The 25,720-nt window shown below is 60.6% G+C and carries 20 protein-coding genes; 4 read left to right on the forward strand and 16 right to left on the reverse strand.

Going from position 1 to position 25,720, the window contains the following annotated elements; genetic code table 11:
* Nucleotides 1-10: 10 nt before the first annotated feature.
* The 7 genes from FBZ99_RS15845 to FBZ99_RS15875 form a co-directional block, all read right to left on the reverse strand.
* The gene (locus FBZ99_RS15845; protein WP_145633983.1) at nucleotides 11-1,504 is read right to left on the reverse strand and encodes a lipopolysaccharide biosynthesis protein; all 1,494 of its coding nucleotides are present in this window, start codon (nucleotides 1,502-1,504) and stop codon (nucleotides 11-13) included.
* A gap of 226 nt (nucleotides 1,505-1,730) precedes the next feature.
* Nucleotides 1,731-2,360, reverse strand: a complete 630-nt coding sequence (locus FBZ99_RS15850; protein ID WP_113329703.1) for a DnaJ domain-containing protein — start codon at nucleotides 2,358-2,360, stop codon at nucleotides 1,731-1,733.
* Between the two features lie 332 nt (nucleotides 2,361-2,692).
* On the reverse strand, nucleotides 2,693-4,192 hold the full coding sequence (locus tag FBZ99_RS15855) for a DegQ family serine endoprotease (protein ID WP_113329704.1): 1,500 nt from the start codon (nucleotides 4,190-4,192) through the stop codon (nucleotides 2,693-2,695).
* A 262-nt stretch (nucleotides 4,193-4,454) separates the two neighbouring features.
* Nucleotides 4,455-5,111, reverse strand: coding sequence for a DUF2161 domain-containing phosphodiesterase (locus FBZ99_RS15860; protein ID WP_145633985.1), 657 nt, complete (start codon nucleotides 5,109-5,111; stop codon nucleotides 4,455-4,457).
* 153 nt (nucleotides 5,112-5,264) lie between these two features.
* Nucleotides 5,265-8,525, reverse strand: coding sequence for a GH36-type glycosyl hydrolase domain-containing protein (locus FBZ99_RS15865; protein ID WP_145633987.1), 3,261 nt, complete (start codon nucleotides 8,523-8,525; stop codon nucleotides 5,265-5,267).
* 176 nt (nucleotides 8,526-8,701) lie between these two features.
* Entirely contained in the window at nucleotides 8,702-11,170 is a 2,469-nt protein-coding gene (locus tag FBZ99_RS15870; protein ID WP_145633990.1) for a glycoside hydrolase family 2 protein, read from the reverse strand.
* A 28-nt stretch (nucleotides 11,171-11,198) separates the two neighbouring features.
* On the reverse strand, nucleotides 11,199-11,894 hold the full coding sequence (locus FBZ99_RS15875; RefSeq protein ID WP_233788579.1) for a FadR/GntR family transcriptional regulator: 696 nt from the start codon (nucleotides 11,892-11,894) through the stop codon (nucleotides 11,199-11,201).
* A gap of 120 nt (nucleotides 11,895-12,014) precedes the next feature.
* Between FBZ99_RS15875 and uxuA the strand changes: the two genes are divergently transcribed.
* The 3 genes from uxuA to FBZ99_RS15890 all read left to right on the forward strand — a co-directional run bounded on the left by uxuA (nucleotide 12,015) and on the right by FBZ99_RS15890 (nucleotide 16,035).
* The gene (gene uxuA, locus FBZ99_RS15880) at nucleotides 12,015-13,193 is read left to right on the forward strand and encodes a mannonate dehydratase (RefSeq protein ID WP_113351030.1); all 1,179 of its coding nucleotides are present in this window, start codon (nucleotides 12,015-12,017) and stop codon (nucleotides 13,191-13,193) included.
* Between the two features lie 185 nt (nucleotides 13,194-13,378).
* Nucleotides 13,379-15,469 (forward strand): putative bifunctional diguanylate cyclase/phosphodiesterase, encoded by a 2,091-nt coding sequence (locus tag FBZ99_RS15885; protein WP_113350546.1) that lies wholly within the window; start codon nucleotides 13,379-13,381, stop codon nucleotides 15,467-15,469.
* 140 nt (nucleotides 15,470-15,609) lie between these two features.
* A complete protein-coding gene (locus FBZ99_RS15890; RefSeq protein ID WP_069610406.1) occupies nucleotides 15,610-16,035 on the forward strand; it encodes a VOC family protein in 426 nt (141 codons plus the stop codon).
* Nucleotides 16,036-16,098: 63 nt separating this feature from the next.
* Here FBZ99_RS15890 and FBZ99_RS15895 read toward each other — a convergent pair whose 3' ends face one another.
* The 5 genes from FBZ99_RS15895 to FBZ99_RS15915 form a co-directional block, all read right to left on the reverse strand.
* Nucleotides 16,099-16,929: an alpha/beta hydrolase gene (locus tag FBZ99_RS15895; RefSeq protein WP_113350545.1), complete on the reverse strand. Its 831-nt coding sequence runs from the start codon at nucleotides 16,927-16,929 to the stop codon at nucleotides 16,099-16,101.
* A gap of 37 nt (nucleotides 16,930-16,966) precedes the next feature.
* The gene (kynU, locus tag FBZ99_RS15900; RefSeq protein ID WP_113350544.1) at nucleotides 16,967-18,214 is read right to left on the reverse strand and encodes a kynureninase; all 1,248 of its coding nucleotides are present in this window, start codon (nucleotides 18,212-18,214) and stop codon (nucleotides 16,967-16,969) included.
* A 20-nt stretch (nucleotides 18,215-18,234) separates the two neighbouring features.
* The gene (locus FBZ99_RS15905; protein ID WP_069610480.1) at nucleotides 18,235-19,158 is read right to left on the reverse strand and encodes an ABC transporter permease; all 924 of its coding nucleotides are present in this window, start codon (nucleotides 19,156-19,158) and stop codon (nucleotides 18,235-18,237) included.
* 7 nt (nucleotides 19,159-19,165) lie between these two features.
* Nucleotides 19,166-19,945: an ABC transporter ATP-binding protein gene (locus tag FBZ99_RS15910; RefSeq protein WP_113350543.1), complete on the reverse strand. Its 780-nt coding sequence runs from the start codon at nucleotides 19,943-19,945 to the stop codon at nucleotides 19,166-19,168.
* A gap of 191 nt (nucleotides 19,946-20,136) precedes the next feature.
* Complete coding sequence (locus FBZ99_RS15915) at nucleotides 20,137-21,123, reverse strand: ABC transporter substrate-binding protein (RefSeq protein WP_145633992.1); 987 nt, start codon at nucleotides 21,121-21,123, stop codon at nucleotides 20,137-20,139.
* A gap of 184 nt (nucleotides 21,124-21,307) precedes the next feature.
* On the opposite strand from FBZ99_RS15915, the gene FBZ99_RS15920 reads away from it, so the two are divergent.
* Nucleotides 21,308-22,036 (forward strand): GntR family transcriptional regulator, encoded by a 729-nt coding sequence (locus FBZ99_RS15920; protein WP_113350542.1) that lies wholly within the window; start codon nucleotides 21,308-21,310, stop codon nucleotides 22,034-22,036.
* A gap of 243 nt (nucleotides 22,037-22,279) precedes the next feature.
* On the opposite strand, the gene FBZ99_RS15925 is transcribed toward FBZ99_RS15920, so the two are convergent.
* The 4 genes from FBZ99_RS15925 to FBZ99_RS15940 are packed head-to-tail and all read right to left on the reverse strand — an operon-like array spanning nucleotide 22,280 to nucleotide 25,716.
* Entirely contained in the window at nucleotides 22,280-23,536 is a 1,257-nt protein-coding gene (locus tag FBZ99_RS15925; RefSeq protein WP_113350541.1) for an NAD(P)/FAD-dependent oxidoreductase, read from the reverse strand.
* Nucleotides 23,537-23,555: 19 nt separating this feature from the next.
* A complete protein-coding gene (locus FBZ99_RS15930) occupies nucleotides 23,556-24,350 on the reverse strand; it encodes an amino acid ABC transporter ATP-binding protein (protein ID WP_281408392.1) in 795 nt (264 codons plus the stop codon).
* The gene (locus FBZ99_RS15935; RefSeq protein ID WP_113350540.1) at nucleotides 24,347-25,003 is read right to left on the reverse strand and encodes an amino acid ABC transporter permease; all 657 of its coding nucleotides are present in this window, start codon (nucleotides 25,001-25,003) and stop codon (nucleotides 24,347-24,349) included. Before FBZ99_RS15935 ends, FBZ99_RS15930 begins: the two co-directional genes overlap by 4 nt.
* Nucleotides 25,003-25,716: an aspartate/glutamate racemase family protein gene (locus FBZ99_RS15940; protein ID WP_113350539.1), complete on the reverse strand. Its 714-nt coding sequence runs from the start codon at nucleotides 25,714-25,716 to the stop codon at nucleotides 25,003-25,005. Before FBZ99_RS15940 ends, FBZ99_RS15935 begins: the two co-directional genes overlap by 1 nt.
* Between the last annotated feature and the right edge of the window lie 4 nt (nucleotides 25,717-25,720).

A 25,720-nucleotide genomic window follows, 5' to 3' on the forward strand; every position in this document is an offset into this window, starting at 1 on the left:
ATGGCGGCTACTATGCCTTCGCGCGACGGCCTTGCAGCGTCGTCCGCACGAGGAAGAGGACCCTTTCCTTGCATAAGAGAAGGATGAGGGCCGAATAGGCGAGGCCACCGACCAGGACTTCGCAGACGAGGCGTTCCGCAAGGGGCCGGTCGATCAGCGCCGACGAGATTGCCAAGACGGCGACAAGCATGCCGAGATAAGCAGCGATAGGTCTTAGGAACTGGCCGAAATATTCCAGAATGCTGAGGCCGATCAATCGCGACACCATCCACAGCGTCACCGGCCAGAGCATCACCACTCCGAGCATGAGTCCGAAGACGACGGTTGTCACCCCATATTGGTGAAGAACGAGCACGGTGAGGATTGAGACGATGTTGCGCACCAGCTGATAGTAGAACCACCAGTCGGATCTGCCCTGGCTGGTAATCAAGGAAGCCTGGATGATGCCGATGCCGGCCATCAGGCCGATGACGCAGAAGAAGCGAACCGGCCAAACGGCGGCAGCCCAGTGCGGCCCGAAGATCAGCGGAATGGCATCGTCGGCGACCGCTGCAAGCCCCATGAAGGCCGGAAAGGACACTAGCGAGCACCCGAAGGTCGCCATGAGGAAGGCTTCACGCACTTTGTCCTTATCATGCTGCAGTGAGGAGAGCAGCACGTGGCTGACCGAATTCAGCCCGCCCGCCACGACATTGTTGAGCATCTCGTAGAGCCGCCGGGCGAAATTATAGATACCGAGAGCAGCCGGGCTTACCAGCGTGCCGATGATCAGCTGGTCGAGATTCATGGTCTGGAGGAAGCGGTTGCCCGAGGCGAAGATGCCGTAATGCAGCAGTTCGCGCAAGCTCGAGAGCTTTACCCTGAAGCCAGGCAGCCATTTCGCACCCCAGAAAGCGGCGATGCAAGCGGCGGCCGGTGCTGCGATTTGGGCAATCGCAAGCGCCCACAGGCCGAAACCGGCGAAAACCAGCGAAAGACAGATGATCGCCGAAACAGAGGTGGCGATCGCGGTGCGGGCCGCAGCAAGATGGAAGGACATCGTGCGGCCGATCAGGGCATTGGGCACGATGATCATCATGTCGAAGAAGATTTTCAGGCCGATGATCAGCAGCAGTTTGACGATATCGTCATGTCCTAGCCAATGGGCGAGAAACGGCGAAAGCAGAAACAGCGCGGCATAGAGGATGGCTGCAGAGACGAAGGATAGCCAGAAGACCGTATCGAGATGGCTGCGCCGAATGGATTTCTGCTGGATCAGCGCCTCGCCGAAGGCCGTCGGGCCGAAGCCGGAGGCGAAACTGACGATGGCGAAGGCGAGCGCTACCAGGCCGAAATCCTGCGGCAGAAGGAAACGGGAGGTGACGACGAAGACAAGGCTGTTGAGTGCCGTCGGGATAAGCGTATCCAGCGCCGACCAGAAAGCGCCCCTCAATGCGGCCCGTGACCGGTTTTCGCTTAAGTGTTCAAAGACGACTTCATCCGCTTCGGACGCTAGCAATCGCATACCTCGCCGTTTTAGATCTGCAGCGGATGCCGGAGATCCGGCGCCCGCCATTGCCGCTTCGCCATCGTTTGATAGAGCAGGACGGCGTGTTGGATGCTTGATCTAGGCCAGCCCCTCGATTTGTCTAGGGAGAATTGTTGCATTGCAACATTGCGTTGCTGAAAGTGATCTCGCGATCAAGGCAAACGCGAATTTTATCTGTTCAGAGCGGCGAAAAGCGCCGCCTTCACTGCGCGGCCGAGCGGACTCTTGGCTCGTCCCATTCGATTTCGGGAGCAGCATCGGCTTCATCCAGAGGCTCGTTCATCTCGTAAAGATAGCCTTCGAGCATGTCGCAGGCGCGTTCGTTGGCGCCGATCTTGGCTTCCGTTTCGCTGATGGCGGTGGCGATCGCCTTGATGCGGGCGCGCAGCATGTGTCCGACCACGTCCTTGCCGGGGCGCTTGCCGAGCCGGTCGAGATGAAGGCCGATGCGATTGGAGTGTCGCTCGAGCTCGCTCTTGCTGAAATTCGCCTTGCGAATTTCTTCCAGAAGGCTCGCTCGCATCTTGGCGACCGGATCGAATGTGCCGGGTTCCCGCTCGTCCAGCACTATCTCGGTAATCAGCTTTTCGATGGCGACCAGCGCCTGCAAGTCGACGGCATCGGTCAGTTCGACGTCATAGCCGGTATCGTCGAACACCTTGCGGCGAACGGGGTCGAGAAGAAGCTCGTAGGCCTTCTGCAGCTGCGCGAAAGCGTCGGTATCGCCGCCGGAATCCGGATGGGCTGCCTTCGCGCGCTTGCGATAAGCCGCCTTGATCTGCTCTTCGCCCGCATCGCGCGCAACGCCGAGAATATCGTATGGATCAGTCACTCCAACTCCTGCCGCCGCTTGTTCCTGTTTTAAGGCCTGGCCGCTGATATCGCCCGCGCGGTTTAAATGTCCCGCCTGGCCGTTTCAATCGGCTCCGGCGCTATTTGTACCATCACAAAGGCAGAGTTTGGACAAAAAGAGTCCTATGTCAAAGGCGAGCAGCCTCTTCTGTGGAAATTCAGCATCTCAAATCGTTCGGTCGAGCGCGACTGCTTGAGCCGGCAGAGTTGACAATGGTCAGCCTTGTGGAACGTCGGCGTCTTTTGGTGACATAACGGCAATCGGCCCGCTTCGTCGACGGAAGCGGGCCGATCATTCACTGCCTCAGATGCTTACGCCGCCGAGAACGGCACGGCGACGAAGGTCTTGTTGCCGTCGCGCTCGATCAGAAGCAGCACGGACTTGCGACCATCCTTGCCGGCCTTGGCGACGGCCGTCTGCACCTCATGGGCGTTATGCACCGGCTGGTCGTTGACCGAGACGATAATGTCGCCGGTCTGGATGCCGGCCGCAGCGGCGGGCTTGTCCGGATTGACACTGGCAACGACGGCGCCCTCGACGCCATGCGGCAGATTCAGCTGCTCACGCACATCCGGTGTGAGGTTGGCAAGGCCGACACCGATGCTTGGCTGGTTGGACGGTTGCACCTTGCCGTCGCCAGCGTCGTTGGCAGCCTGCTTGCTGTCGTCATTGCCGCCGATGGTGACATTGACGTCCATGCTCTTGCCGTCGCGCCACAGTGTGACCGAACGCTTGTCGCCGGGAGAAAGATCGGCGACCAACCGCGACAGATCCTTCGGCGTCTTGACGGCCTCGTTGCCGACGGCGGTAACGATGTCGCCGCTCTTGATGCCGGCGCGTGCGGCTGGCGTATCGTCATTGACGCTGGCAACGAGCGCACCCTGGGTCTGCGAGAGGCCCATGGCATTGGCGATATCCGAGGTCACCGGCTGGATGGCGACGCCTAGATAGCCGTGATCGATCGAGCCGTTCTTCTCGAGCTTGGCGACGATCGCCTTGGCCTCGTCGGAGGGAATGGCAAAGCCGACGCCGACGCTGCCGCCATTCGGCGAGTAAATAGCGGTGTTGATACCGACCACATTGCCTTCGCGGTCAACCAGCGGCCCGCCGGAGTTGCCGTGGTTGATGGGCGCATCGATCTGGATGAAATCGTCATAGGGGCCGCTGTGCAGGTCGCGACCGCGGGCCGAGACGATGCCGGCGGTAACGGTCGTGCCGATGCCGAAGGGGTTGCCAATCGCCAGAATCTGGTCGCCAAGCTTCAGCTTGTCGGAATCACCCCAGGCGATTGTGGCGAGCGGCTTCGGCGCGTTGATCTTCAGGACGGCAAGATCGGATTTAGCATCGGCACCCAAAAGCTTGGCAGGCAGCTCGGTGCCGTCATCGAGCGTCACCTTGATGTCGACCGCATTCTGAATGACGTGGTTGTTGGTGACGATGACGCCGTCCGGGCTGATGATAAAGCCGGAGCCGAGCGCCATGGCGCGCTGGTTCTGTTGCTGGTGCGGCATCTGCTTCGGGAACGGGATGCCCTGATTTTCGAAGAATTGCCGGAACTGCTCGTCCATCGGCGAATTGCTTTCGGCGCTGGTGTCGGTCGCCTTCATGGTGGTGGTGACGGTGACGACGGCCGGTTTATCGGCGTCGACGATCGGAGCGAAGGAGCCGCCGGGCGCGATGATGCCGGCCGGCTCTGCCGCCGAGGCGAGGGTTGCGGATGTGCTGAAGGCAAAAGGCAATGCGCCGGCGCCGACGATGATAGCGGCACCGACGATGGCGGCTGTGCGATGTTTGCGGAGAAGAGAAGGCATGGCAAAAGTCCCTTGCGAGATCGTTGGCGGTTTGGCGGCCCGTCCATATCGGGGATGGGCTGCGATTGGTCCGCGTCAATTTTGCGAGCGACTTCGTTTCCCATTTTTTACTACGGGAAGCAAAGTATAGATTTGAATTGGCGCTTGGTGTTAATATGATCCGCAAATTAACTTTTACAAATTAAATATTGATCATGTTTTTATTGCAAAATTTTAAGATATTACATGAATTTAATGTTGGGCGGCCGGAAATTTTCCATATTCAAAGCTGCGCTGCCGGCCAACGCTTGAGGGCCTCTGTTCCAAGCTCCGTCAGCGCGTAGATGCCGCGGTCGATGCGCTCGAACCAGCCATAGACATTATCCCTTAGAATTTGTGGGGCCTTCGGTGCCGCTTCGCGCATATCCTTAGGGCGCTGCACGCCGTTTTCGATAGCGGCGGCGCAGTCAAGGGCCTGTTGGCGGTAGGCGGTCATGATCGGCTTGCGGGTGCTGCCGCCGAGTGCCGGGTCACCCTTGCGCCGGCGATGTTCCTCGACAAGGCGCGATCTGCGCCGTGTGTTCTTGCGCGGCATTGGCGCGATGGGGCTGACGACGATATCCACGACGTCGTTGTCCGATACGGCGAGCATGCCAAAGCCCAGCCGGCGGCACAAGTCGCGGAACCGGCGATCGCCTTCCCGGCCCTTTCCCTTCTTCGAGACGCGGGCGGCGATCCAAACTTCATCGCTGGCAGCTGCGCGATCCACCGCCTGCAGGATGAGTTCGAGATTAAAGGTCATCTTCAGTTCGCAGATGACCACGACCGGCGGCTCGCCATCAGTCACTCCAACGAGGTCGCAGCCGCCGATTTCGCCTTTCACCGCATAGCCGGCGGCTTCGAGAAATGACTTGATGGGGAGATAGAGCGCCGTTTCCAAATCCGCCTCCGGGCTTTGCATGTCCGGACAAGGTTAGCCGATTCGGTTAACCAGACGGTCGATAAAGGTGCGAAGCGGGTCTTGCTGCAAAGGCGAATATTGCAGGCGTGTGAAAAAAAAAGGGCCGATGGCGAGGCCCCTCTCACGGGTAGCTTACGCCTTGAAATCCAGCTTGACGTCGCAGGCGCCGATCGAAGCCGGCAACAACGGCTTGCGGATGCGCTGCCCGAATTGCCGCTTGAAACCGAAGATATTGCCGATGAGGCTCTTGGTATAGAGGCCGGGGCCGCTCGAATAGATGCGCCAGCCGCCATCGACGGCGATATCGCCTGCCTTGACGCGCGCCCATTCCGCGGAAGCCTGATAGCGGTCGTCGAAGGTCGCATCGCTGCTGCTGAAATAGGTATTGCGCTGGCGCAGCGACGCATGTTCCACCCGGCCGCTGACTGCGATCGGGTTGGCAAGTGCCAGTGCTGCCCATACGGCCTCTGCATCGTCTTCAAGCGCCAGGGCTTCGCAGTATCGCAGATGCGCATGCACATACATGAGTCCGATCTCGCGGCCGAAGAACGACGAGGATTCGGCACGCCGGAAGAGCTTTTCTGGGCCGCCGGAATAGGTCGCCGGCTTTTCCATCAATCGGACGCCATCCGGGAACAGCAGGTTCTCGCGGATGATCTTCATATGGACATGGCGCTGATCGGGCGTGAACAGGCCGCCGATCATCGGCTGCGTCATCGCGATCAGCGAATAATGCAGGCCCGTGCGCGTATCCTCTGGATGCAGAAGCAATTCGACGCCGTCATGGCTCGGATCGAAGACGCCATAACCGGCAACGATGCCGTCACGCATCAGGAGCCGGTTGAAATCGGCGCGCATGGCGACCGCAGTCGCTTGAAGCGACTGCGCTTCCTCATTGCGGCTGGCAAGCGTCAGGATATTGGCGTAGCGCACCAGCTGCTCGTAAAGAAGTGAAACGGTCCAGCTGCTGACCATCCAATCGCGCAGATGCGGGTCGGCCGGCTGCAGGCTGTCGTTCCAGTCGCCCTCGCCGTAGCGGATGAGGCTCGTGCCCGGCACGAAGCGGCTGCGTACGGTGTTCAGCAGTTTTTCGATGTGATCGGAGATCGTCGCGCGTTCCGACGTCAGCTGCATGGTGTCGTCGGCACGCCACGGCACGGTTTCTGCAAGGAAAGCGATGTCGCCGGTCGCCTCGATATAGTCGCAGAGCGCCTTCAGCGGCCAGACGACGATATCGCCGTGAGCCTCGCCGGCGCGGATGTTGGCATAGGGCTCCAGCATGAACCATTGCGGCCAGTCGCCGCGATCGCGATACTGCTCGGAAAAGAGCGTTGAAAGGATCTGCCGGACTTCTTCGTCATGCTCGTAGGAAAGCAGGAACTCGATCGGCCCCTGGCAGACGTCCCGCGTGCCCCAGGCAGCACCCGTATATTGTTCGAGCCCGTGCGGCACGCTCAAATGCACGATGGCATCATGCGCGATCCAGGGCAGCATGACCGCCTGTGCCGCCACATCGCGGCCATCGCCCTCGATGCGCGCGCTTCGCGTTACATGGCTCCAGAAACGTTGCGCGGGTGCGAGCATCTCTTCGCTCTCGACACCGGCGCTGTAGCGCGCGGCAAGCGCTTCCGCCGCATCCGGATCGGTCATCGAGCCCGTGACGGCAAAGCGTAGTGCCTTCGTCGGGCGCGATTTCAGGGCGATGAACGGGCCGTTGCGGGTGGTGCCATCGGTATAAAGCAGCTCATCGCCGCCAACGGTTTCGAAGGCATCCGGGGTCGACGTGACGAGGTGATAGCCGGCCTTCGGGTAGCGATCCCAGAGCCAGGACGGCTGCGGCCGGAAGGAGATGCGCTTGCCTACCGTATCGATTGCGATGTTCGCCACGGCCTCATAGTCTCGCTCGCCAAGCACGACATAGCCGAAGACGAGGAAACGGCAGGGTTCGCCCTCCACCGAAACGCTCCATTGCATGGCCGGATCGTCGCCAGAGGCGATTGCCGAAACGATGATGGTGCGACCGGGGAGCTTGTAGATCCACCTGGTATCGCTGAGCCCCATTTCGAAGGCGGCGGGCACGCCGAGCAGGCGCCAGCCGTCGCCAAGGTCGACGAGAATGCGCAGGCCGCTCGATCGCGTCATATTGTAGGGATCGCGCGAGACCGAGAACAGCTTGTGGAAGGAGGTGTTGCCGATGGTCAGCTGCGCGGCGAAGATGCCCTGCATCCAGCAGGTGGCAGCCAGCGTCTGGTCATCGAGCAGCATATTCTGGCCGCTGCGAACGATGGCGCCGTGGCGGCGAGCCACCAGGCGTTCCTTTTCCTGGAGCACGATGTGCCTGTTATGCACTCCATCCGGCACGAAGAAGGAGAGCAGTTTTCCATCGGCCCGCTCCTCCAACATCCGCTTCGGATAAAGCGTGTCGATGGCGGCCTGATCCAGGCTGCCGCTCTCAGCAAGAGGGGCATCCTGCACGAGACTGCGTGCCGATTGAGCGGTAGCAATCGTATCGATCGCCAATTCGCCCTGAAGTTTCGGCAGGCCATCGAGATGGGTAAGGTCGGCATCGCTGGAAGCAGCCGGATGATCGGCGATGAAGAGGCCGAAGAAGGTCGTTGTGGTTGATGCACCTGCTGCTAGGGAAAGCGGCTTCGACTGAATTGTCGGGCAGGCGACCTCATGCTGGCGGCGCGTGCTCGGCAGGCTGGCGCCGAAATCCGGCACCATGACGCCATCATTGCTCTTGGGGGGCACGAGCAGCTGGATTGCATCTGTCGCGTAAGCGGCCGCACCTTCGAGGCAACCCTGCGCAAGCCACGGATTTCGCCCGCCGCCCTGCTTGAGGTTTTGTCGATTCATGATGACAGGGCCGAAGGCGGCATGGCTGGCGATGTGATGGTCGATATATTGTGAGGCATAGGCCTCGCTGTTCATCAGGAAGCCGCGATCGCCGAGGCCGACATCCTGAACGAGGATGAGATCAGCCGAAAGCATCGCGTTGGTGCTGTTTTCCAGCGAAATTTGCCAGAACCATGCGGTCTGGCTCGGATGCAGCCGGAGGCTGACGGTGTGTCGTACGCCTTCCGTTTCGCCGCTCCAGGAAAAGCCGCTCTTGCCATGGCCGAACTCTACCGTGGCTTTCGGGCCGACGATTTCGGCCGTCGCCGGCTTACGCCCGCCGATGCGCAGATAGAGCCGGCCAATACCGCCATACACAGGCGATCCGAGCACCTGATTGATCATAACGCCGCCCTGCTGGTCGGCAAAGTCGATCGAAAACAGTGTGCCGTTCGGCAGCGCCGAAGCCGAAAGACCGGCGGTATTGGCGAGCGTGATAAGGCCAAGTTCTTCGCGGCGGGGCGTTTGAAAGCTGCGATTGGTGTCCGAGGACATAAGCGTGATCTCGCTGATTCATGGATCGGATGAGGGGCACTAGATCACAAGGCGGCGCCCGATCATAGGAGGCAATTCGCCATTCACCAGCGCAATCTTTTGTGACGGCCTACGGAAAATACAGGCGCCGATCCGGCGCAATGCGCCGGATCTTTTCTGTGGGAGAGCACCCGGTGTCAGTGGTGCGGGTGCTCCGCAACCTGGTTGGCCGTGCGTATAACAGCCGAAAGATCGGCATCGTCGAAGGCTTCCTTGGAAATGCCTTTGACCTTGAACGTTCTGCTTTCGCCAGGCGCGAGATTGACCAGCATGTCGTCGACTTCGGCATTCGGACTGATGCGATCGACGAACAGGCAGACATCACGCAGGAAGGACTGCGCCGTGATGGTGATAGCAATCTCGTCCGGCGTCTGGACGCTTTCGATATCGAAGCGGGGCTGCGGATATTGCAGCTGCATGTCCTTCTCGAAGAACCACCAGGCTTCCGCATCGCCGAGGCGAGCGCGCAGATATTCGCGGCGCGGATCGCCCGGGGTCGCGACCTCGGACGGGATGTCGATATCGGTATTTTCGAAGCGATCGCAGAGGATGCGCCAGACGTGGTGACGGGCGAGCAGCTTGCCGGTGAAATCGAAACGCTCGACCGTGAAGGGCACGCGCCAGAACAGGGTCGCGTCGTTGACGGCAACGGCGGCCAGCCCATCGCCGCGTGGCTGAATGGTGAGGAGATGCGGCGCATAGCTATGCTTCAAGGCATACCACAGCGGCTTCTTCCTGCCAGCGCCATCGACGGCCGCCCAGGAGGTGACCGGCCAGCAATCGTTGAGCTGCCAGACGATGGTGCCCATGCAGGTCGGCCGATGCGAGCGCATATGGTCGATGCCGTAGCTGATTGCGCGCGCCTGGTTCAGCTGCGTGACGAAGAGCCAGTCGTCGAAATTTTGCGGGTGGGGAAACCAGCCTTCCAGCCCCTGTAGAAGCTTGTCATTGCCGCCGGTTGCCTTCTGGTGATGCAGGACCGCGGGGGAGGCCGGGGCGCGATCCTTCTCGCGAACGGATTGGGCAAGTGTTGCGAAGGTCGGCGGCGCCTGCCAGCCGAATTCGGAGCAGAAGCGCGGGATATAATTGCGGTAGGTCTCGTAGCCCACCTCGTTCCACACATCCCAGATATGCCTGCAGCCGTGCTCATCGGCATTCGGCGCGATCTCCATCGAGCCGGAATAGGGGCTGCCTGGCCAATAAGGACGGGTCGGATCGATCTCGGCCACCAGCTTCGGCAGGAGGTCGAGGTAGTAGCCGGCGCCCCAGGGGCGATTGCCCAGCACGTCCTGCCAGCCCCAGTCGAAATAGCCCCAGATATTCTCGTTATTGCCGTTCCAAATGACCAGCGAAGCGTAAGGCATGAGCCTTGTGATCGCCTCGCGCGCTTCCGCCTCGATCTCGCTGTAGACCGGCTCTTCTTCGGGATAGGTGGCGCAGGCAAACAGGAAATCCTGCCAGACCATGATGCCGGCGGCATCGCATTCCTCGTAGAACGTATCGGTCTCATAGATGCCGCCGCCCCACACGCGCAGCATATTCATATTGGCATCCCGGGCCTGGGCGATCCGCTCGCGATAGCGTTCGCGTGTCACGCGCGGCAGGAAGCAATCGTCGGGAATCCAGTTGGCGCCGCGGGCAAAGACCGGCACATCGTTGACGACGAGGGTGAAGGCGGAGCCGACTTCGTCGGGCGTCGTATCCAACCGCACGGAGCGGAAGCCGACGCGCCGCTTCCAGCCGTCAAGCGCCGCACCATCCGAGCCGAGCAACTGCAGGTCGAGATCGTAAAGCGGCTGACCGCCCATGCCGTGCGGCCACCAGACCTGCGGATTGTCGATGCGGCATTCGATCAGCGCGTGGGTCTCCCCCTGCGCGACGCGCACTTCCGCGCGCTTGCCGCCGACGGAGAGCACGAGCGCCACGCTATCCGTGCCCTTGTCGGCCCATTCGATTTCGACATGCAGGCGCGCGACGCCCTGGCTGCCTTGCAGGGTGATTTCCGGGCGGATGCTGCCGAGACGGGCCTTCGACCAGCTCTCGATCAGGATCGGCTTCCAGATGCCCGAAGTGACGACGGTCGGGCCCCAGTCCCAGCCGAAGTTGCAGGCCATCTTGCGGATGAGATTGCTTGGGCCGGGATAGTTCTGGGGAATATCGGCGGCGCTGCCCAGCTGCTTGCGGACTTCCTCGCCATGTTCATAGGCGGATTGGAAATCGACGATCAGCTCGTTGCGGCCGCTTTTCAGATGATCGCTGATGCCAAAGCGGTAGCTGCGATGCATGTTGCGGGTTTCGCCAAGCAAACTGCCGTTCAGTTCCAGGCGCGCGGCAGTGTCGAGGCCGAGGCAGGAAAGATCGATGCGCTCGGCGTCCTCGCCGTCCCAGTCGAAGGCCAGACGATAACGCCAGGCGGCGCGGCCGATCCAGTCCTGCGAGATTTCGTTGACGTCGAGATAGGGATCGGTGATCAGCTGCGCCGCCATCAGGTCGAGATGAACGTTGCCCGGCACGGTCGCGGGAATCGAATTGGGCAGGGCCGGTGCGCTGGAGGGCGCGCGAAGGCGCGAGATGGTCCAGCCGGTGTCGAGCGTCTGTCTTTTCATGTCATGTATCCGTGATGAAATGGATGTCTCAAACAGCCTTTGGCGCGATGAACTGCAGGCCCGCCTGCAGGTGGCGGTTCATGTGATAGGCGTAAGCGATTCGATCCCGTTGTTCCAACGCTTCGATAATGGCGCGATGGTCATGATAGGCGCTGTCGACGGCCTCGCGTGAGCGCTTTCCCGCCTCCATCAGCCGCTGCAACAATGGCTGCAGAATGCCATAGACTTGTGACAGGGTCTGATTGCCGGCGAAGCCGACAAGGGTGGCATGAAACCTGAAATCCAGTTCCGCAGCTTCGGCCAATGTCGATGCGGCCTTCATCGCGTCGTTGATGGAGCGCAGCCTGTCGACGGCGACTTCATCAAGCGTTTCGAACAGAAGATCGCTGAGATTGACCTCGATGAGGCGACGAAATCCCTGGATATCGAGAAAGCTCTCCGCCGAGATGTCGATAGCGAAGGAGAAGAGGTCCATCAGTGCCTGCTGGCGGCGGTCCGTAATCACCGCGCCGACCTTCTGGCGGCTTTCGACAATGCCATAGGCCTTCAGGATGCGGATCGCTTCGCGCACCGTATTGCGGCTGGTATTGAACATGGAAGCGAGCTCGGCTTCCGAGGGCAGTGCGTCTCCGAGACCGAGATTGCGCTCGCGCATCAGTCGCCGCAGCGCGTCGACCACCTGATCGACCGCGGAACCTCTATCCTCGATATCAGCGGTATCCACCACCGTCTCTCCTCCGTTGTTGAAAGCATATTGTTGGTCAATAGTGGCGTCAAGCGACCAAAGATGATGGACATTTCGCTTTTCAGCGGTATTTTGACCGACAAATGGAGGGGACATCATATGGAAAGCTGCTGGCGGTGGTTCGGCCCGAAGGATCTCGTTCCGCTCTTGCATGCGCGCCAGGCCGGCGCGACAGGCATCGTCACGGCATTGCATGAAGTCTCGCATTCGCGCGTCTGGACGCCGGCCGAAATCGAGGCGCGAAAGGCGCTGGTGGAAGCGGCGGGGTTGCGCTGGAGCGTCTGTGAATCGATCCCGGTACCAAACGCGATCAAGCTCGGCGGGGCAGGAGCAAAGGCTGCGATTGGTGTCTGGAAGGACAGTCTCGCCCATCTCGCCCGCGCTGGCATCAAAACCGTCTGCTACAATTTCATGCCGGTCGTCGACTGGACGCGTACGGATCTGCGCTTCGAAATGCCGACCACCGCGCTCGCATTGCGTTTCGACATGGCGGAGTTCGTTGCCTATGATGTCTTCGTCCTGCGCAGGCAAGGTGCGGAAGAAAATTATGCGCCGGACCTGCTGCGGCGTGCCGAGGAGCGGCTGAAAGGGCTCTCGCCGGAGGCCGTGCAACGGCTGGAGAATAACATCATCGCCGGTCTTCCTGGCGGCGAAGACAGCTATGGCCGCGATGCCATACGCTCGGCCATCGCACTCTTCGACGGTATGACGGCTGAGGATCTCCAGGCCAATCTCGAAGCCTTTCTGCACGAGATCGTGCCAGTTGCCGCAGAGCTCGGTGCGAGACTTGCGATTCACCCCGACGATCCGCCCATCTCGCTTTTTGGCCTGCCCCGCGTCGTCTCGACGGCGTCGGATCTGCGCCGCATCCTCGGCAATGTCGACGATCCGGCCAACGGTTTGACGCTCTGTGTCGGATCTCTCGGCTCTCGCGCCGACAATGATGTGTTTGCTATCGCAAGCGAATTTGCCTCGCGCATCAATTTCGCGCATCTGCGCGACGTTGCGCTCGAAGCCGATGGTTCATTCGTGGAGGCCTCCCATTTGGAGGGGCGCAGCGATATGTATGCCATCCTGCGCACATTGCTCACGGAGGAGGCACGGCGTCGCAAGGAAGGCCGGGAAGACCATATGATCCCGATGCGGCCGGACCACGGACATCTGATCGGCGACGATATCGATAAGCCGACCAATCCCGGCTATTCCCTCATCGGCCGCTTGAAAGGTCTTGGCGAACTTCACGGCGTCATCCATGCGATCGGCAAAGCAGGGCTTTGAACCTCACGGCATTTGCCGTCCCATGTCGGTGAAAAGGGGCGGAGGAATAAAGCCTGCTGTTGCATATTCGATAGGCTTTTGCCTAAAGTTTAACCTTGTTACAATTTTGATTTTATTTAGTTTTCTCGTCTATCAATGTCCAATTCGCTGATCTTCAAACTCGAATTGGCAAGGTCGACCTTCCTATGAATTCCGTTTGGCCCGACGCCCCGAACGACGATTTTCGGTCACTTTTCAAGACGCATCCGTCTCCGATGTGGGTCTATGATCCCGAGACGCTGAAATTCCTGATCGTCAACGATGCCGCCCGCGATCTCTATGGCTATAGCCTCGCTGCTTTTGCGGTCATGACCGTCCTTGATATCCGGCCTCCGGAAGAGCGCGAACGCATGCTCGATGCGGTGCACCACCGCACCGACATCGAGACGGCGCAACGCTGGACGCATCTGAAGGCGGATGGCGAGACATTCGAGGTTCTGACCTATGGGCGGGAAATCCGCTTCGACGGCAAGATGGCGATTCTGGCGATCGTGCAGGACCGCACCGAGGTCAATGCGGCACGGCGGCAGGTCGATGCCACCCAGTCGCTGCTGGACAGCATCGTCGACAATCTCCCCGTCGGCGTTTTCGTCAAGGACATGGAGCGGGATGGTCGTTATATCCTGTTCAATGAGGCGTGCGGCGCCATCGTCGGGCAGGCAGCACCAGATGTGATCGGCAAGTCGGATCGTGCGATATTTTCCGATGAGCAGACGGCGCTTTTCCGGGAGCAGGACAAGCTTGCCTTCGAAACCGCCGAAACCGTCTACTTCGAGGAAACCATTCACACGGTGGACGGCGTATTGCGTATCCTGAAGACAGCGAAACGGGCGCTTCCCGCCCCGTCAGGGCAAGCGCCGCGCTATGTTCTCGGCATTTCCCAGGATGTGACCGAGGAGCGCAGCGTCGAGGCAAGGCTTGCGCATCTTGCCATGCATGATTCCTTGACCGGGCTTCCGAACAGAGCTTTCTTTTCCGAGAACATCGTGCGGCAGGTGGCTGCTGCGAGGCCGGAAAAGCCAATCGCGCTGCTCTATATCGATGTCGATCATTTCAAGCATATTAATGACAGCAAGGGCCATGCCGCCGGCGACATGCTCCTGCGCCAGGTTGCCGAACGCCTCCAGCAGCTTGCCGAGAGGAGCGATCTGGTCGCGCGCCTGGGTGGCGACGAGTTCGCGCTGGTTTTACGGATGACGGATGCCGGGCGAGCGCGCCGCTTCGCCGACCTGTTGTTGCAATCGCTGTCGGCACCCTTCGATCTCGATGGCGTCCGGGAACATGTGACCTGCAGCATCGGCATTGCCATTGCGCCCGAGCACGGCAACGATGCTGACGTGCTGATGCGGGACGCGGATCTGGCGCTCTATGCCGCCAAGACGAGCGGCCGTTCGACCTATCGGTTCTACCAGACGGAGATGCGGCTCGAAGCTGAACGGCGCCATCAGCTCACGCTGGAGCTTCGTGAGGCGTTGCAGAACGACGAATTCGAACTTCATTACCAGCCGATCATTCGTCTGGACGAAGATACTCTCTCCGGCTTCGAAGCTCTGATCCGCTGGCGCCATCCGAAGCGCGGACTCATCTCGCCGGCAGAATTCATCCCCATCGCCGAAGAAACGGGGATGATCGTTCCGATCGGCGACTGGGTGCTGAGGGAAGCTTGCCGGACCGCCATGGAGTGGCCCGGCAACCTGAAAGTGGCAATCAATCTCTCCGTCTATCAATTCCGTCATTCGAGCCTGCTGGCCACCGTCGTTTCAGCACTGAGCGAGACAGGTCTTTGTCCCGGACGCCTGGAGATCGAGGTCACGGAATCCATCCTGCTTTCCGAGGTCGAGCAAAGCTTATCGCTGCTGCGTGCCCTCAAGGAGCTCGGTATTCGCATCGCGATCGATGATTTCGGCACGGGCTATTCCTCGCTCAGCTATCTGCGCTCCTTCTCTTTCGACAAGATCAAGCTCGACCGCAGTTTCGTCGCCGGCATGGATGCCGATCCCGGTAATCTTGCCATCGTGCGGGCCGTAGTTGGCATCGCCTCCGGCTTCAATGCGGTCACATTGGCTGAAGGCATCGAGACGGAGGCTCAATTGGCAAAATTGCGAGCCGAGGGCTATCACGAGGTGCAGGGTTTCCTGCTCGGCCGGCCAATGTCACGCGAGGATGCCCTGGCGCGAATTCTCCGTGAGGCCTATCCCGCCCCGACGTTACGTGCCCGAAAACCAGCGCATGTATGACCGCCGAAACCTTCGGGCGGCCGTCGCAATTAATAACCAAAAAAATTTGGTACCTTGTTGTCGGGAAGGGTGGTTGACCAACGTCCTTGGATCAGCCCCGACAAGGGCGCGACACAAAGAACCGTTCCAAGGAGACCAACATGAGTGATGCAACAGAACAGTCCCAGCAGCCGCGCGTGCCGGTTCGCGGCGGCGTCGTAGCCTATCTGACGGTAGATGGCGCTGTGAAGGCAGCCGAATTCTACAAGCGCGCCTTCGGCGCCGAGCAGGCCTTCATGTATCCGGTCGATGAAAAAGGCCGGACCATGCATATTCATCTCTACATCAACGGCAGCTCGGTCATGCTCGGCGACGCTTTTCCGGAATACGGCCATGCGCTGGAAAAGCCGCAGTCCTTCACGATGCAGCTTGTCGTCGATGACCTCGATTTCTGGTGGAAGCGTGCCGTCGATGCGGGAGCGGAAGTGGTCGTCGAGCCGCAGGTTATGTTCTGGGGCGATCGCTGGGGCCAGCTGCGCGATCCATTCGGCGTCGCCTGGGCGATGAATGCGCCGGTCAACGGCTGACGATATAATGCCCTCGGTGTTTGTGGCGCCGAGGGCATTTCTTTTGGTCCCGCTGCGAAGACGCTATTCTGCAAGCAGGGTCCGCGAGAGAGGATGCTCAGCGTCCGTAAGGCCGTCCAGAACCGAATAGTGATGCTTGTCGGGCTCCACCACGACCTCGGTCGCCGCGCCGAGCCCGGTCCAGATATTGGCGAGCAGCGCATTCTGGCGGACGAATTCGGCGCGCTCGGCACCGCCAGCCCAACAGGTTAGGCGAATGTTGTCGACCGGCTCGAGGAGAGCCGGGCTTTCGGTCCTTGCTTCGGCGTCGTCGATCTGAAGCTGCGCGTTCATGCTGCGCTTCATGATCGGGCGCAGATCATGAAGGCCGGAAATGGCAAGCACATGGCGAATGCGTTTGCGGATTGTCTCGTTCAGCGGCGATGTCGTTGTCATCATGCGGGCGACAAGCTGACCGCCCGCCGAATGGCCGGTCAATACGATGGGTCCGCTGACGAGTTCAGCCGCTTTCGTGATCGCGGAGGCGATTTCCTTGCCGATCCCGGCGATGCGATTTTCCGGGCAAAGCGTATAGGACGGGATCGCAACCGCGTATCCTCTGATAATTGAGCCTGCTGCAAAGTGCGACCAGTAGCTTTTGTCCAGTTGCAGCCAGTAACCGCCATGGACGAAAACCACCAATCCCTGCGGCTGGCTTTCGGGCAGAAAGAGATCGAAGCGATTGCGCTCCGCAGGACCATAGGCCAGATCGAGTTTCGCGCGTCCCGCGGTCGTCAGCCTGTCACGGAAGGATTTTGCCGGCTCGACCCAGGCGGCTGGCCAGTGATCGCCGTCGACGATATAGGCGCCATTGGTATAGGCTGCGTCCCAATCGGTGACCCTGAAATAGCTCATGTTCAGCTTCCTCTCTCCAGCTGCCGACGCCTGTAGATCAGGTCACGGCCGCGCGCACCGCAAAGCGTGCGTCCTTCCATGATCCGCTGCTCAGGATTTCCTCAAGCACCGTCACGGCGCGCCATACGTCATGATAACCGACATAGAGCGGCGTAAAGCCGAAGCGCAATGTCGACGGGGCGCGGAAATCGCCGATGACGCCGCGTTCGATCAGCGCCTGCATGACCTCATAAGCATTGCTGTGGATGAAGGACACCTGGCTGCCGCGCTTTTCGCTGTCGCGCGTCGTCTCGAGTTCCACACCATATTGGCCGCATTTGGCTTCGACCAAACGGATGAAGAGATCGGTCAGCGCTATGCTTTTCCGGCGCAGCGCGTTCATGTCCACCTCATCCCAGATGGAGAGCGCTCCTTTCAGAGCCCGCAAGGAGAGGATCGGCTGCGTGCCGCAGAGAAAACGCTTGATGCCGGCATCGCCGTCGAAGCTTTGTTCGAAGGCGAAGGGACGGGCGTGGCTCCACCAGCCACTGAGCGGCTGGACGATCGATGCGTGATGACGCTTCGCCGCGTAGATGAAGGCCGGCGCGCCCGGGCCGCCATTCAGATATTTGTACGTGCAGCCGACGGCGAAATCGGCACCGGCACCGTCGAGATCGACGGGCAGGGCGCCGGCGCTGTGACACAGATCCCAGATGACGAGTGCGCCCGCTGCCTGGATGCGCTTCGTCAGTGCCACCATGTCGCGCAGTTCGCCGCTCTTGTAGTTGACATGATTGACGAGAACGACGGCGACGGTCTCATCGATCAATTCCTCGATGGTGTCGGCATCGCGGCCTTCGAGGCGCAGCGTGACACCTGGGCGCGTCGAAACGACGCCTTCGGCCATGTAGAGATCGGTCGGGAAACTGTCGCCCTCCGCCACGATCACGTTGCGATCCGGTCGCATCGCGAGCGCCGCATGAAGTGTCTTGTAGATGTTGATCGAGGTGGAGTCGGTCACGACAGTCTGCCCTTCGGCAGCGCCGATCAGTCTGCCGATACGATCACCGAGTTCCAGTGGCAGATGAAACCACCCGGCGCTGTTCCAGCTGCGGATCAGGCCATTGCCCCATTCTTCCATGGCGGCCTGGCGCACTTCGGCAAAAACCTCGTGCGAGGCCGCGCCGAGCGAATTGCCGTCGAGATAGATGACGCCAGCGGGCAGGGCGAAGCGGCTGCGGAAGACGCGCAGCGGGTCGGCCTCGTCCATGGCCTCGACGGCCGCGAGATCGGGAAGGCTATCCATGATGTCGTTGCCTCGTAAACTTATTCGCGAATGGTTTCTCGGGTGACGGCTCCGCCGCGGCTGCGGCGGATGCTCGGCAGCGCCAGCATGATCAGCACGAACAGGCCGGTAGCGAGTTTGAGGTTCGGCGGCGGCATGCCGGCGGCAAGGCAGAGCGATACGAGCTGATAATAGATGATGGAGCCGACGAAGGGCGCCAGCAACTGACGCAGGACTGTCTGCTTGCCGGTGAAAGCTTCGCCGATCATCAGCGCTGCAAGGCCGTTGATGAGGATGCCGATACCCATATTGACATCGGCAAAGCCCTGCGATTGCACCATCAGTGCACCGCTTGCGGCTGAAAAGGCGCTGGCGATGCCGACGCCGCCGATGGTGGCAGCCCAGACATTGATGCCCTGTGCCTCGGCCATGTCGGGATTGGAGCCGACCGCCCGCATGGCCGTGCCTTTCTCCGTCTTGAAGTAAAGGTTAAGGGCGATCAACACGATGATGGCAAGCAGGCCGGCGATGACGATCTTGCTCGCGGGAAAGCCGGGCTCGGTGAATGGCACGACATCGAACACGGTCGGAGAGCCGAAGACGGAGAGGTTCGATTTGCCCATGATGCCGAGGTTGACACTATAGAGCATGGTCGACATCAGGATGCCGGCAAGCAGCGTATGGATGCGGAAGCGCAGGTGAATGAAGGCCGTGCAGCAGCCGGCGGCAAGGCCGACGGCGAAGGCGACCGCAATGGCAAGCGGCGGCGCGACGCCGGCGGCAAGCAGGATGCCGCAGACGCAGCCGCCGAGCGGAAACGCACCTTCACTGGTCAGATCCGGAAAGCTCAGCATACGGAAGGGGATCATGATGCCGAGGACGACGAAGCTCAGGATGAAGCTCTGCGCCAGCGTGACCGGGATGAGCGAGACGAAGCTCGAAACGGTTGATTGAATGAAATCCATCATGATGTCAGCTCACCAGCAGCATGCGGTCGGTCTTGACGGCGAAGTGGCCGATCAGTTCGGGCACGGTGATGCGCCGCTTGCCATCTCCGGTTATTTCGAGATGGACGCGGCCGGCATCGAGCATGATGATGCTGTCGCCGAAATCGACGGCGTGCTGCATGTTGTGCGTGACCATCAATGTCGTCAGCTTCAGCGCCTCGACCGTGCGCACTGTTGCCTGCATGACGATATCGGCCGTGCGCGGGTCGAGCGCGGCTGTGTGTTCATCGAGCAGCAGCACATCTGGCGAGCCACCGACCGCCATGATGAGCGACAGCGACTGGCGCTGGCCGCCCGAAAGAAGCTCTACTTTTGTGTCCAGCCGATTTTCGAGGCCGAGGCCGAGGACGGCGAGCCGATCCTTGTAGGCGGCGAGCCGCGCCGCATTCAGGCCGGGCCGAAATCCTCTGGCTTTGCCGCGCAGTTCCGCCAGAAGCATGTTTTCGCCGACCGTCATGCTGGCGGCGGTTCCCTTCATCGGATCCTGAAATACGCGAGCCAGACGCGCGGCGCGTTTGTGGACCGGCATGTTCGTCACGTCATCACCGTTAATGAGGATCTGACCGGAATCGAGGCTGAGAGCGCCGGAAATCGCATTCAGCATGCTGCTCTTGCCGGCGCCGTTGGAACCGATGACGACGCCGAATTCGCCTGTCTTGAGGGAGAGCGTCAGGCCATTAAGCGCGACCTTTTCGTCGGGCTGGCCTCTGTAGAAAACCTTGCGCGCGGATTTGATCTCAAGCATCCGTGCCTCCCCTGCAGTGTAGGGTTATGAAATGGCGGCGTTCCTGACGCCGCCATGGATCGGATTGATCCTACAGCGCCGCGCGTCACATCTGACGCGCAAAAGTCGCTGTAGCACTTTAAAGCTGCTGCATAATTTTATCCTTAGATCGACATCGATTTAAGGAATTATGCAGTAGAAAATGCCGCCTATTACTTCGTGAAGCAATTGCAATCGGCAAGCGAAGCCGGAACTTCGGCGCCGAATGCTTTCAACACGGTCTTGTTGATCAGCGGCGCGTGGTCCTTGTAAGCCGGAACGGAGGGCTTGATCGTCTTCGGATCGGCACCCTTGAGGATCTCAGCGGCGATCTTGCCGGCATTTTCGCCAACCTGCTCATAGTTGACAGCAAAGCTTGCCGGCACGACGCCATTGCGGACGGCCGCGTCGTCGGAATTGACGATCGGGATCTGAGCCTGGCGGGCGGCGGCGGCAACGGCGGGGATTGCCGGCTGCAATAGGTTGGAAGCGGGCGTGTAGATCACGTCTGCCTTGCCGGCGAGCGATGCGATGCGCTGCTGAATGTCGTTGACATTGTCGACGCCGACCGGAACCACTTCGAAGCCGGCTGCCGGAGCGGCGGCCTTGACCTTGTCGATCAGCGCAACGTCGTTGGCCTCGCCCGGATTATAGGGCACGCCGATGCCCTTGGCATTCGGAAGCAGCTTCTTGGTGAAGGTGAGGATGGCCGAGATGTCCTGCAGGTCGCTCGAGCCGGTGATGCCTGTGTCACCGGCGTCCCAGGACGGGACGAGCTTGGCGGCGACGGGATCGGTGACGGCCGTAAAGACGATCGGAATGCCGGAGCCGGCCAGCGCCTTCTTGGCAATCTGCGATACGGGGGTGGTCACCGTATACATCAGCTTCGGATGTTCGGATTGCAGCTTGGCGATCATCTGCGGAACGAGCGAGGCGTCGAAGCTCGTGTTGCTTTCGGAATAGACGACATCCTTGCCTTCGACGAAGCCGTTGTCAGCAAGAGCCTTCTTAAAGCCGGCAATCGATGCGTTGAGCTGCGGATGCTCGCCGAAGTTGGCGATGGCGATCTTGATGGGCTCGGCCGATGCGGTTGCAACGCTTGCTGCGAAGGCGCCGACGACAGCGAGGCCGGCCAGCCACTTGGACGTAGATCTCAGCATATTTTCCTCCCGGTGTAATAAGGAGCCGTTTTCCTTCGGCTCTCTCGGGCAGGGATCATAGCGAGTGCTGCAGGCCTGTCAATTTGTGATATATGATATTCACGATGGGCATATATAATATATAATTTCCGGATAAGGAGCTTTTATATATAATCTGCGCCTGGGGAGGATCGGGACGAGGGCCATGCAGGACAAGGATGCGCTGAGCAAGACGGAAGCGGCTTACTGGCTGTTGCGACGCGACATCCTCAATACCAAGCTAAGGCCTGGTGCCTCTCTTCGGTTGAGCGCCCTTCGGGATATCTACGGCCTCGGCTGGACGCCGCTTCGCGAGGCGCTGTCGCGGCTGGAGGCCGAAAAGCTTGTGACTGCGATCAGCAATCGCGGCTTCGCTGTCGCTCCAGTATCGCGGGCCGAACTGGAGGACCTGACGCGGGCGCGCATGGTCGTAGAGCTGCCGCTTCTCATGGAGTCGATTGAGAAGGGTGGCCCGGATTGGGAATCGGCCGTCGTTACTGCACATTATCGCCTCTCACGCTGCAAGATCGTGCCCGACTCCGCCTCGGAGGAGATGGCGGACGAATGGGATGAGAAGCACAGCGCCTTTCACGCTGCGCTTGTCAGCGCGGCAACGTCGAACTGGCTCCAGCGTTTCCAGTCCACCATCTCGGATCAGCTTCGCCGCCACCATCGTTTTCTCGGCCTTGCGCCGACGCAGCGCGCGGCTGCTGGCCTTTCGATCGGTTATGAAAAAGCCGTTGCCGCTTTGCAGGATGCCATGGCGATCGAGCATCATACGGCATTGATGGAAGCGGCCCTCGACCGGGATCTGGAACGTGCCAGAGCGCTGATGACCGAGCATATCGGGTACACGCTGCAGGTTTATATTCGCTCGGAGGGTCATGTGAGTTAGGTCGAAACCGGATCATCGGAGAGCTGGAACGCTTGGCGCGCGAGATGTCTCCCCCTGCAGGTTTTCGTCGATAAGCCGCTCGTCAGCGCCGCCAAGGAAAATATCCTTGCCGGCGTTGCCGCTATCGAATGCGAACTGGTGCGCACCCCAGGGTCTTTCCAGCCCGTTCCAGTGATTGCAGCTCCATCGGTTCGATTCCCGTTAGGAGCGCTCAACTTGGGCCTGCCTGGGGTGGGTGATCGGTCATTGCCCAAAGCGACTGGGTAGGAAAGGGCATGCGTTGTCGCTGATGCGACGTTCCAATGCGTCGAGTACCAGATCCGCCGTTTTGGGAGCTGCCGCGATGCCGACATGCCCGTGGCCGAATGCGGCGATCAGGCTGGGATGGCGTGACAGTGGGCCGATCACAGGAAGCCCGTCGGGCGTGGATGGCCGATGTCCCATCCAGAGGCGAAGGTGGGGTGTCTTGTCGGCAGCCAGATAGGGGTAGCTCGCCAGGGCATGGCGTTGCAGCACCTGCGCGCGCTCCCAATTAGGGGGTTTGTTCACGGTTGCAAGCTCGACCTGGCCCGAAAGGCGCAGGCCCATATTGGTCGGCGTATTGGCCATCCGGCCGGTACTCGGCATGACGGGAATTTCGAAGGGTGCCTGCCCTGATGTCACAGTCACATGATAGCCCCGTTCGCTCTGCATCGGAATGCGCACGCCAAGCGGGCGAAGCAGGCGGCCGGAATGTATGCCCGCGGCCACGACGATGCGGTCGGCAGATAGCGTCTCGCCACCCTCCAGCACCGCCTGCGGCGTTACGCCGTCGAGGATAGCTGTCACGGCGGACTGGTGGAATTGTACACCCTTGCGTCGAGCGGCTTCCACAATGCCGGCTACATAGCTTCCGGTGTCGCGGCAATGGGCGCCGTTCACCACATGGATGGCGAAGCGATAGGGGGGACCGAGAGCCGGAAGCCTTTTCCGGATTTCGGTCTCGTCCCACTCCACATATGCTACGCCGTTTTCTCGGCGCAGTTCCCAGCTCAGCGCTTCCGCCTCGAAGGAGGCCCGGTCGGGATAAGCGTAGAGCAGCCCTTTCTGAAGAACGAGCTGTTCCTGTCCGGTCTTTCGCGCGAGTTCCAGATGTCGCTCAGGGCCATCATGCAGCAGGAAGTTCAGCAATTTCGCCGTCCGGCGTACGCGGGTCTTACTGGCGCCAGCCCACAAGAACCGCAGGAGCCAAGGCGTCAGCTGCGGCAGCGACCTCCAGTCGATCGTCAGCGGCCCGTTTCGATCGAGAAGGAAACCGGGAACCTTACGCCACAAACCGGGCATGCTCATCGGAATGATCGATGCCGGGCTGATCCAGCCGCCATTGCCGTAGCTTGCCCCGGCTTCGCTACCCGGGGCGTTGCCGTCGCAAAGCGCGACATCCCAGCCTGCCTCCGCCAATCTCAATGCCGCGGTGGCACCGATAATGCCAGCGCCAACAACGATTACCTTGCCTGTCATTGCCGTTTTCGTCCTGCTCTCAGGAAAGTCCGCCATGGAAATGGCTGAGGAATTCTCGCGTTCTCGCCTCGCGAGGCTCGTTGATGACCTGGCGCGCATCACCCGACTCGACGACGAAGCCGTCCTGCATGAAGATGACCGTATCGGCGACATCGCGGGCAAAGGCCATCTCATGAGTGACGAGGATCATCGTCATGCCCTGCTCGGCTAGCTGACGAATGACCGCCAGAACTTCGCCGACCAGTGCAGGGTCGAGTGCCGAGGTGGCCTCATCAAACAGCATGACTTCCGGTTTCATGGCGAGCGCGCGCGCGATCGCCACGCGCTGCTTCTGCCCGCCCGAAAGCTGCTCCGGGCGCGTGTCGGCTTTCGCGACCAGGCCGACCTTGGCGAGAAGCTCCATCGCGACGGTTCGCGCGGAATTCCTGTCCTGCTTCAGCACGCTCACAGGCCCAACCATCACGTTGTCGATGACGCTCATATGCGGGAACAGATTGAAGTTCTGAAACACCATACCGGTATTGGCACGGAAGGCCGCAAGGTCCCGGTCGCGCATGGCAACCCGGCCCGCGGAAAAATCCATCCGCCTCCCGCCGATGGTAATGCAGCCCGCATCCGGCAACGACAGCAGATTGAGGCTGCGCAACAGGGTCGACTTTCCCGAGCCGCTTGGCCCGATCATCGCCACCACATGACCGCGCGGCACCGAAAGGTTGATGTCCTTCAAGACGTCGAGAGGACCGAAGGATTTCTTCAGGCCCACGACCTCGATCATCGGCTCTTCTGCGCCCATTCTCTCTATCTTGCCATTCATGCCTTACGACCCTCCAGCCAGTGCGCCAGGCGCGTCATGGGGAACAGGACCGCCAGATAGACGAATGCAATCAAAGTGTAGGTTTCAAGCGGCCGGTAGGTGGCCGAGGTCACGAGCTGACCTTGATAGAGCAGGTCGGGCACGGCGAGCACGGAGAGAAGCGAGGTGTTTTTGAGCTGCAGGACAGACTGGTTGACCAGCGGCGGCACCATGCGGCGCAACGCCTGCGGCAGAATGATCTTGGCCATCAACTGGCCTCGACGCATGCCGATCGCGCGGCCGGCATCCCATTGCCCGGCATCGATCGAGACGATGCCGCCCCGAATGATCTCCGCATAGAACGCGGCGCCGTACATGGTCAGCGTGATGAAGGCTGCCATCGCAGGGGAGATCTGAATTCCGACCAGCATGGGCAAGGCATAGTAGCACCAGACCAATTGTACGAGCACGGGCGTACAGCGAAAGAGTTCCACGATCGTCATGATCGGAACGGTGACGATTTTCAGACCCGAAAGCCGGGCAAGAGCGAAGAGCGTGCCGACAAGGATTCCGGAAACGATGGTCAGAACGGTAAAGCCGACCGTGTAGCCCAAGCCCTGAAGAAAGAGGCCGCGATACTGCCATAGGCTGGAAAAGTCCCATTGATACTGCATCACAGCGCGCTTTGTTCGGCCCGGCTGAAAGTCCGGGGAGAGGTTGATGTAAAAAGCCACTCGCCCAATGTCAGGATGTCGAAGACGGGAAGGCCGAGAGCCGTCGCGATCGCCTGCGCAAAGGGTGGCATGTTGGTGCATTCCAGCACGATGGCGCCGACCGACGGATGCTCGGCGACGAGCTTGCGAGCAGCATCGATCACTTCGGCCTCCAGCGCCGCGTGATCGTATGCGGCAGAGCCTTCGATGAGCGCGTGAAATGCCCCGTTGGCGGGCACGCCGCGCACGGGCACGGATGGATCTGCTCCGCAGGCTTCGAACACCTCGGGAACGAGGCTTCCTGCATCATACGTTATCACGCCGGGGCGCAGGCCTGCGCCGAGCGCCATCTCGACCATGGGCAGCTGCATGAGACTGGAGGCAGCCACCGGCACGCCCAACGCCTCGGCCAGTTTCCGTTGGTGTCGCGCCATGAAGCCGCAGGACGTGACAATCGCGCGGCAGCCCTCCGAAATCAGCTCCCGTCCGGCGGCGACGAAATCGTCGACGAGACCCTCGCCGCCAGCACGGACGACGAGGGAAACGGATGCACCGCGCACCCGACGGAACCGGACCGGAAAGCGCCATGATCCAGCATGGCCGACATCGCCGGGCGGGCGTTCGAACGTCGTGTCCAGCATGATGATGCCCAAGGCACCCGAAGAGACAGACATGGTC

Origin of the sequence: Rhizobium sp. ERR 1071 (assembly GCF_007828675.1) — a bacterium.
Lineage (GTDB): Bacteria > Pseudomonadota > Alphaproteobacteria > Rhizobiales > Rhizobiaceae > Rhizobium > Rhizobium dioscoreae.

Bases quoted from the DNA above. Each gene is read 5' to 3' on its own strand.
- FBZ99_RS15845 (WP_145633983.1), bottom strand. From the start codon at position 1,504: ATGCGATTGCTAGCGTCCGAAGCGGATGAAGTCGTCTTTGAACACTTA.
- FBZ99_RS15855 (WP_113329704.1), bottom strand. From the start codon at position 4,192: ATGCCTTCTCTTCTCCGCAAACATCGCACAGCCGCCATCGTCGGTGCC.
- FBZ99_RS15865 (WP_145633987.1), bottom strand. From the start codon at position 8,525: ATGTCCTCGGACACCAATCGCAGCTTTCAAACGCCCCGCCGCGAAGAA.
- FBZ99_RS15870 (WP_145633990.1), bottom strand. From the start codon at position 11,170: ATGAAAAGACAGACGCTCGACACCGGCTGGACCATCTCGCGCCTTCGC.
- uxuA (WP_113351030.1), top strand. From the start codon at position 12,015: ATGGAAAGCTGCTGGCGGTGGTTCGGCCCGAAGGATCTCGTTCCGCTC.
- FBZ99_RS15885 (WP_113350546.1), top strand. From the start codon at position 13,379: ATGAATTCCGTTTGGCCCGACGCCCCGAACGACGATTTTCGGTCACTT.
- FBZ99_RS15890 (WP_069610406.1), top strand. From the start codon at position 15,610: ATGAGTGATGCAACAGAACAGTCCCAGCAGCCGCGCGTGCCGGTTCGC.
- FBZ99_RS15895 (WP_113350545.1), bottom strand. From the start codon at position 16,929: ATGAGCTATTTCAGGGTCACCGATTGGGACGCAGCCTATACCAATGGC.
- kynU (WP_113350544.1), bottom strand. From the start codon at position 18,214: ATGGATAGCCTTCCCGATCTCGCGGCCGTCGAGGCCATGGACGAGGCC.
- FBZ99_RS15905 (WP_069610480.1), bottom strand. From the start codon at position 19,158: ATGGATTTCATTCAATCAACCGTTTCGAGCTTCGTCTCGCTCATCCCG.
- FBZ99_RS15910 (WP_113350543.1), bottom strand. From the start codon at position 19,945: ATGCTTGAGATCAAATCCGCGCGCAAGGTTTTCTACAGAGGCCAGCCC.
- FBZ99_RS15915 (WP_145633992.1), bottom strand. From the start codon at position 21,123: ATGCTGAGATCTACGTCCAAGTGGCTGGCCGGCCTCGCTGTCGTCGGC.
- FBZ99_RS15920 (WP_113350542.1), top strand. From the start codon at position 21,308: ATGCAGGACAAGGATGCGCTGAGCAAGACGGAAGCGGCTTACTGGCTG.
- FBZ99_RS15925 (WP_113350541.1), bottom strand. From the start codon at position 23,536: ATGACAGGCAAGGTAATCGTTGTTGGCGCTGGCATTATCGGTGCCACC.
- FBZ99_RS15930 (WP_281408392.1), bottom strand. From the start codon at position 24,350: ATGAATGGCAAGATAGAGAGAATGGGCGCAGAAGAGCCGATGATCGAG.
- FBZ99_RS15935 (WP_113350540.1), bottom strand. From the start codon at position 25,003: ATGCAGTATCAATGGGACTTTTCCAGCCTATGGCAGTATCGCGGCCTC.
- FBZ99_RS15940 (WP_113350539.1), bottom strand. From the start codon at position 25,716: ATGTCTGTCTCTTCGGGTGCCTTGGGCATCATCATGCTGGACACGACG.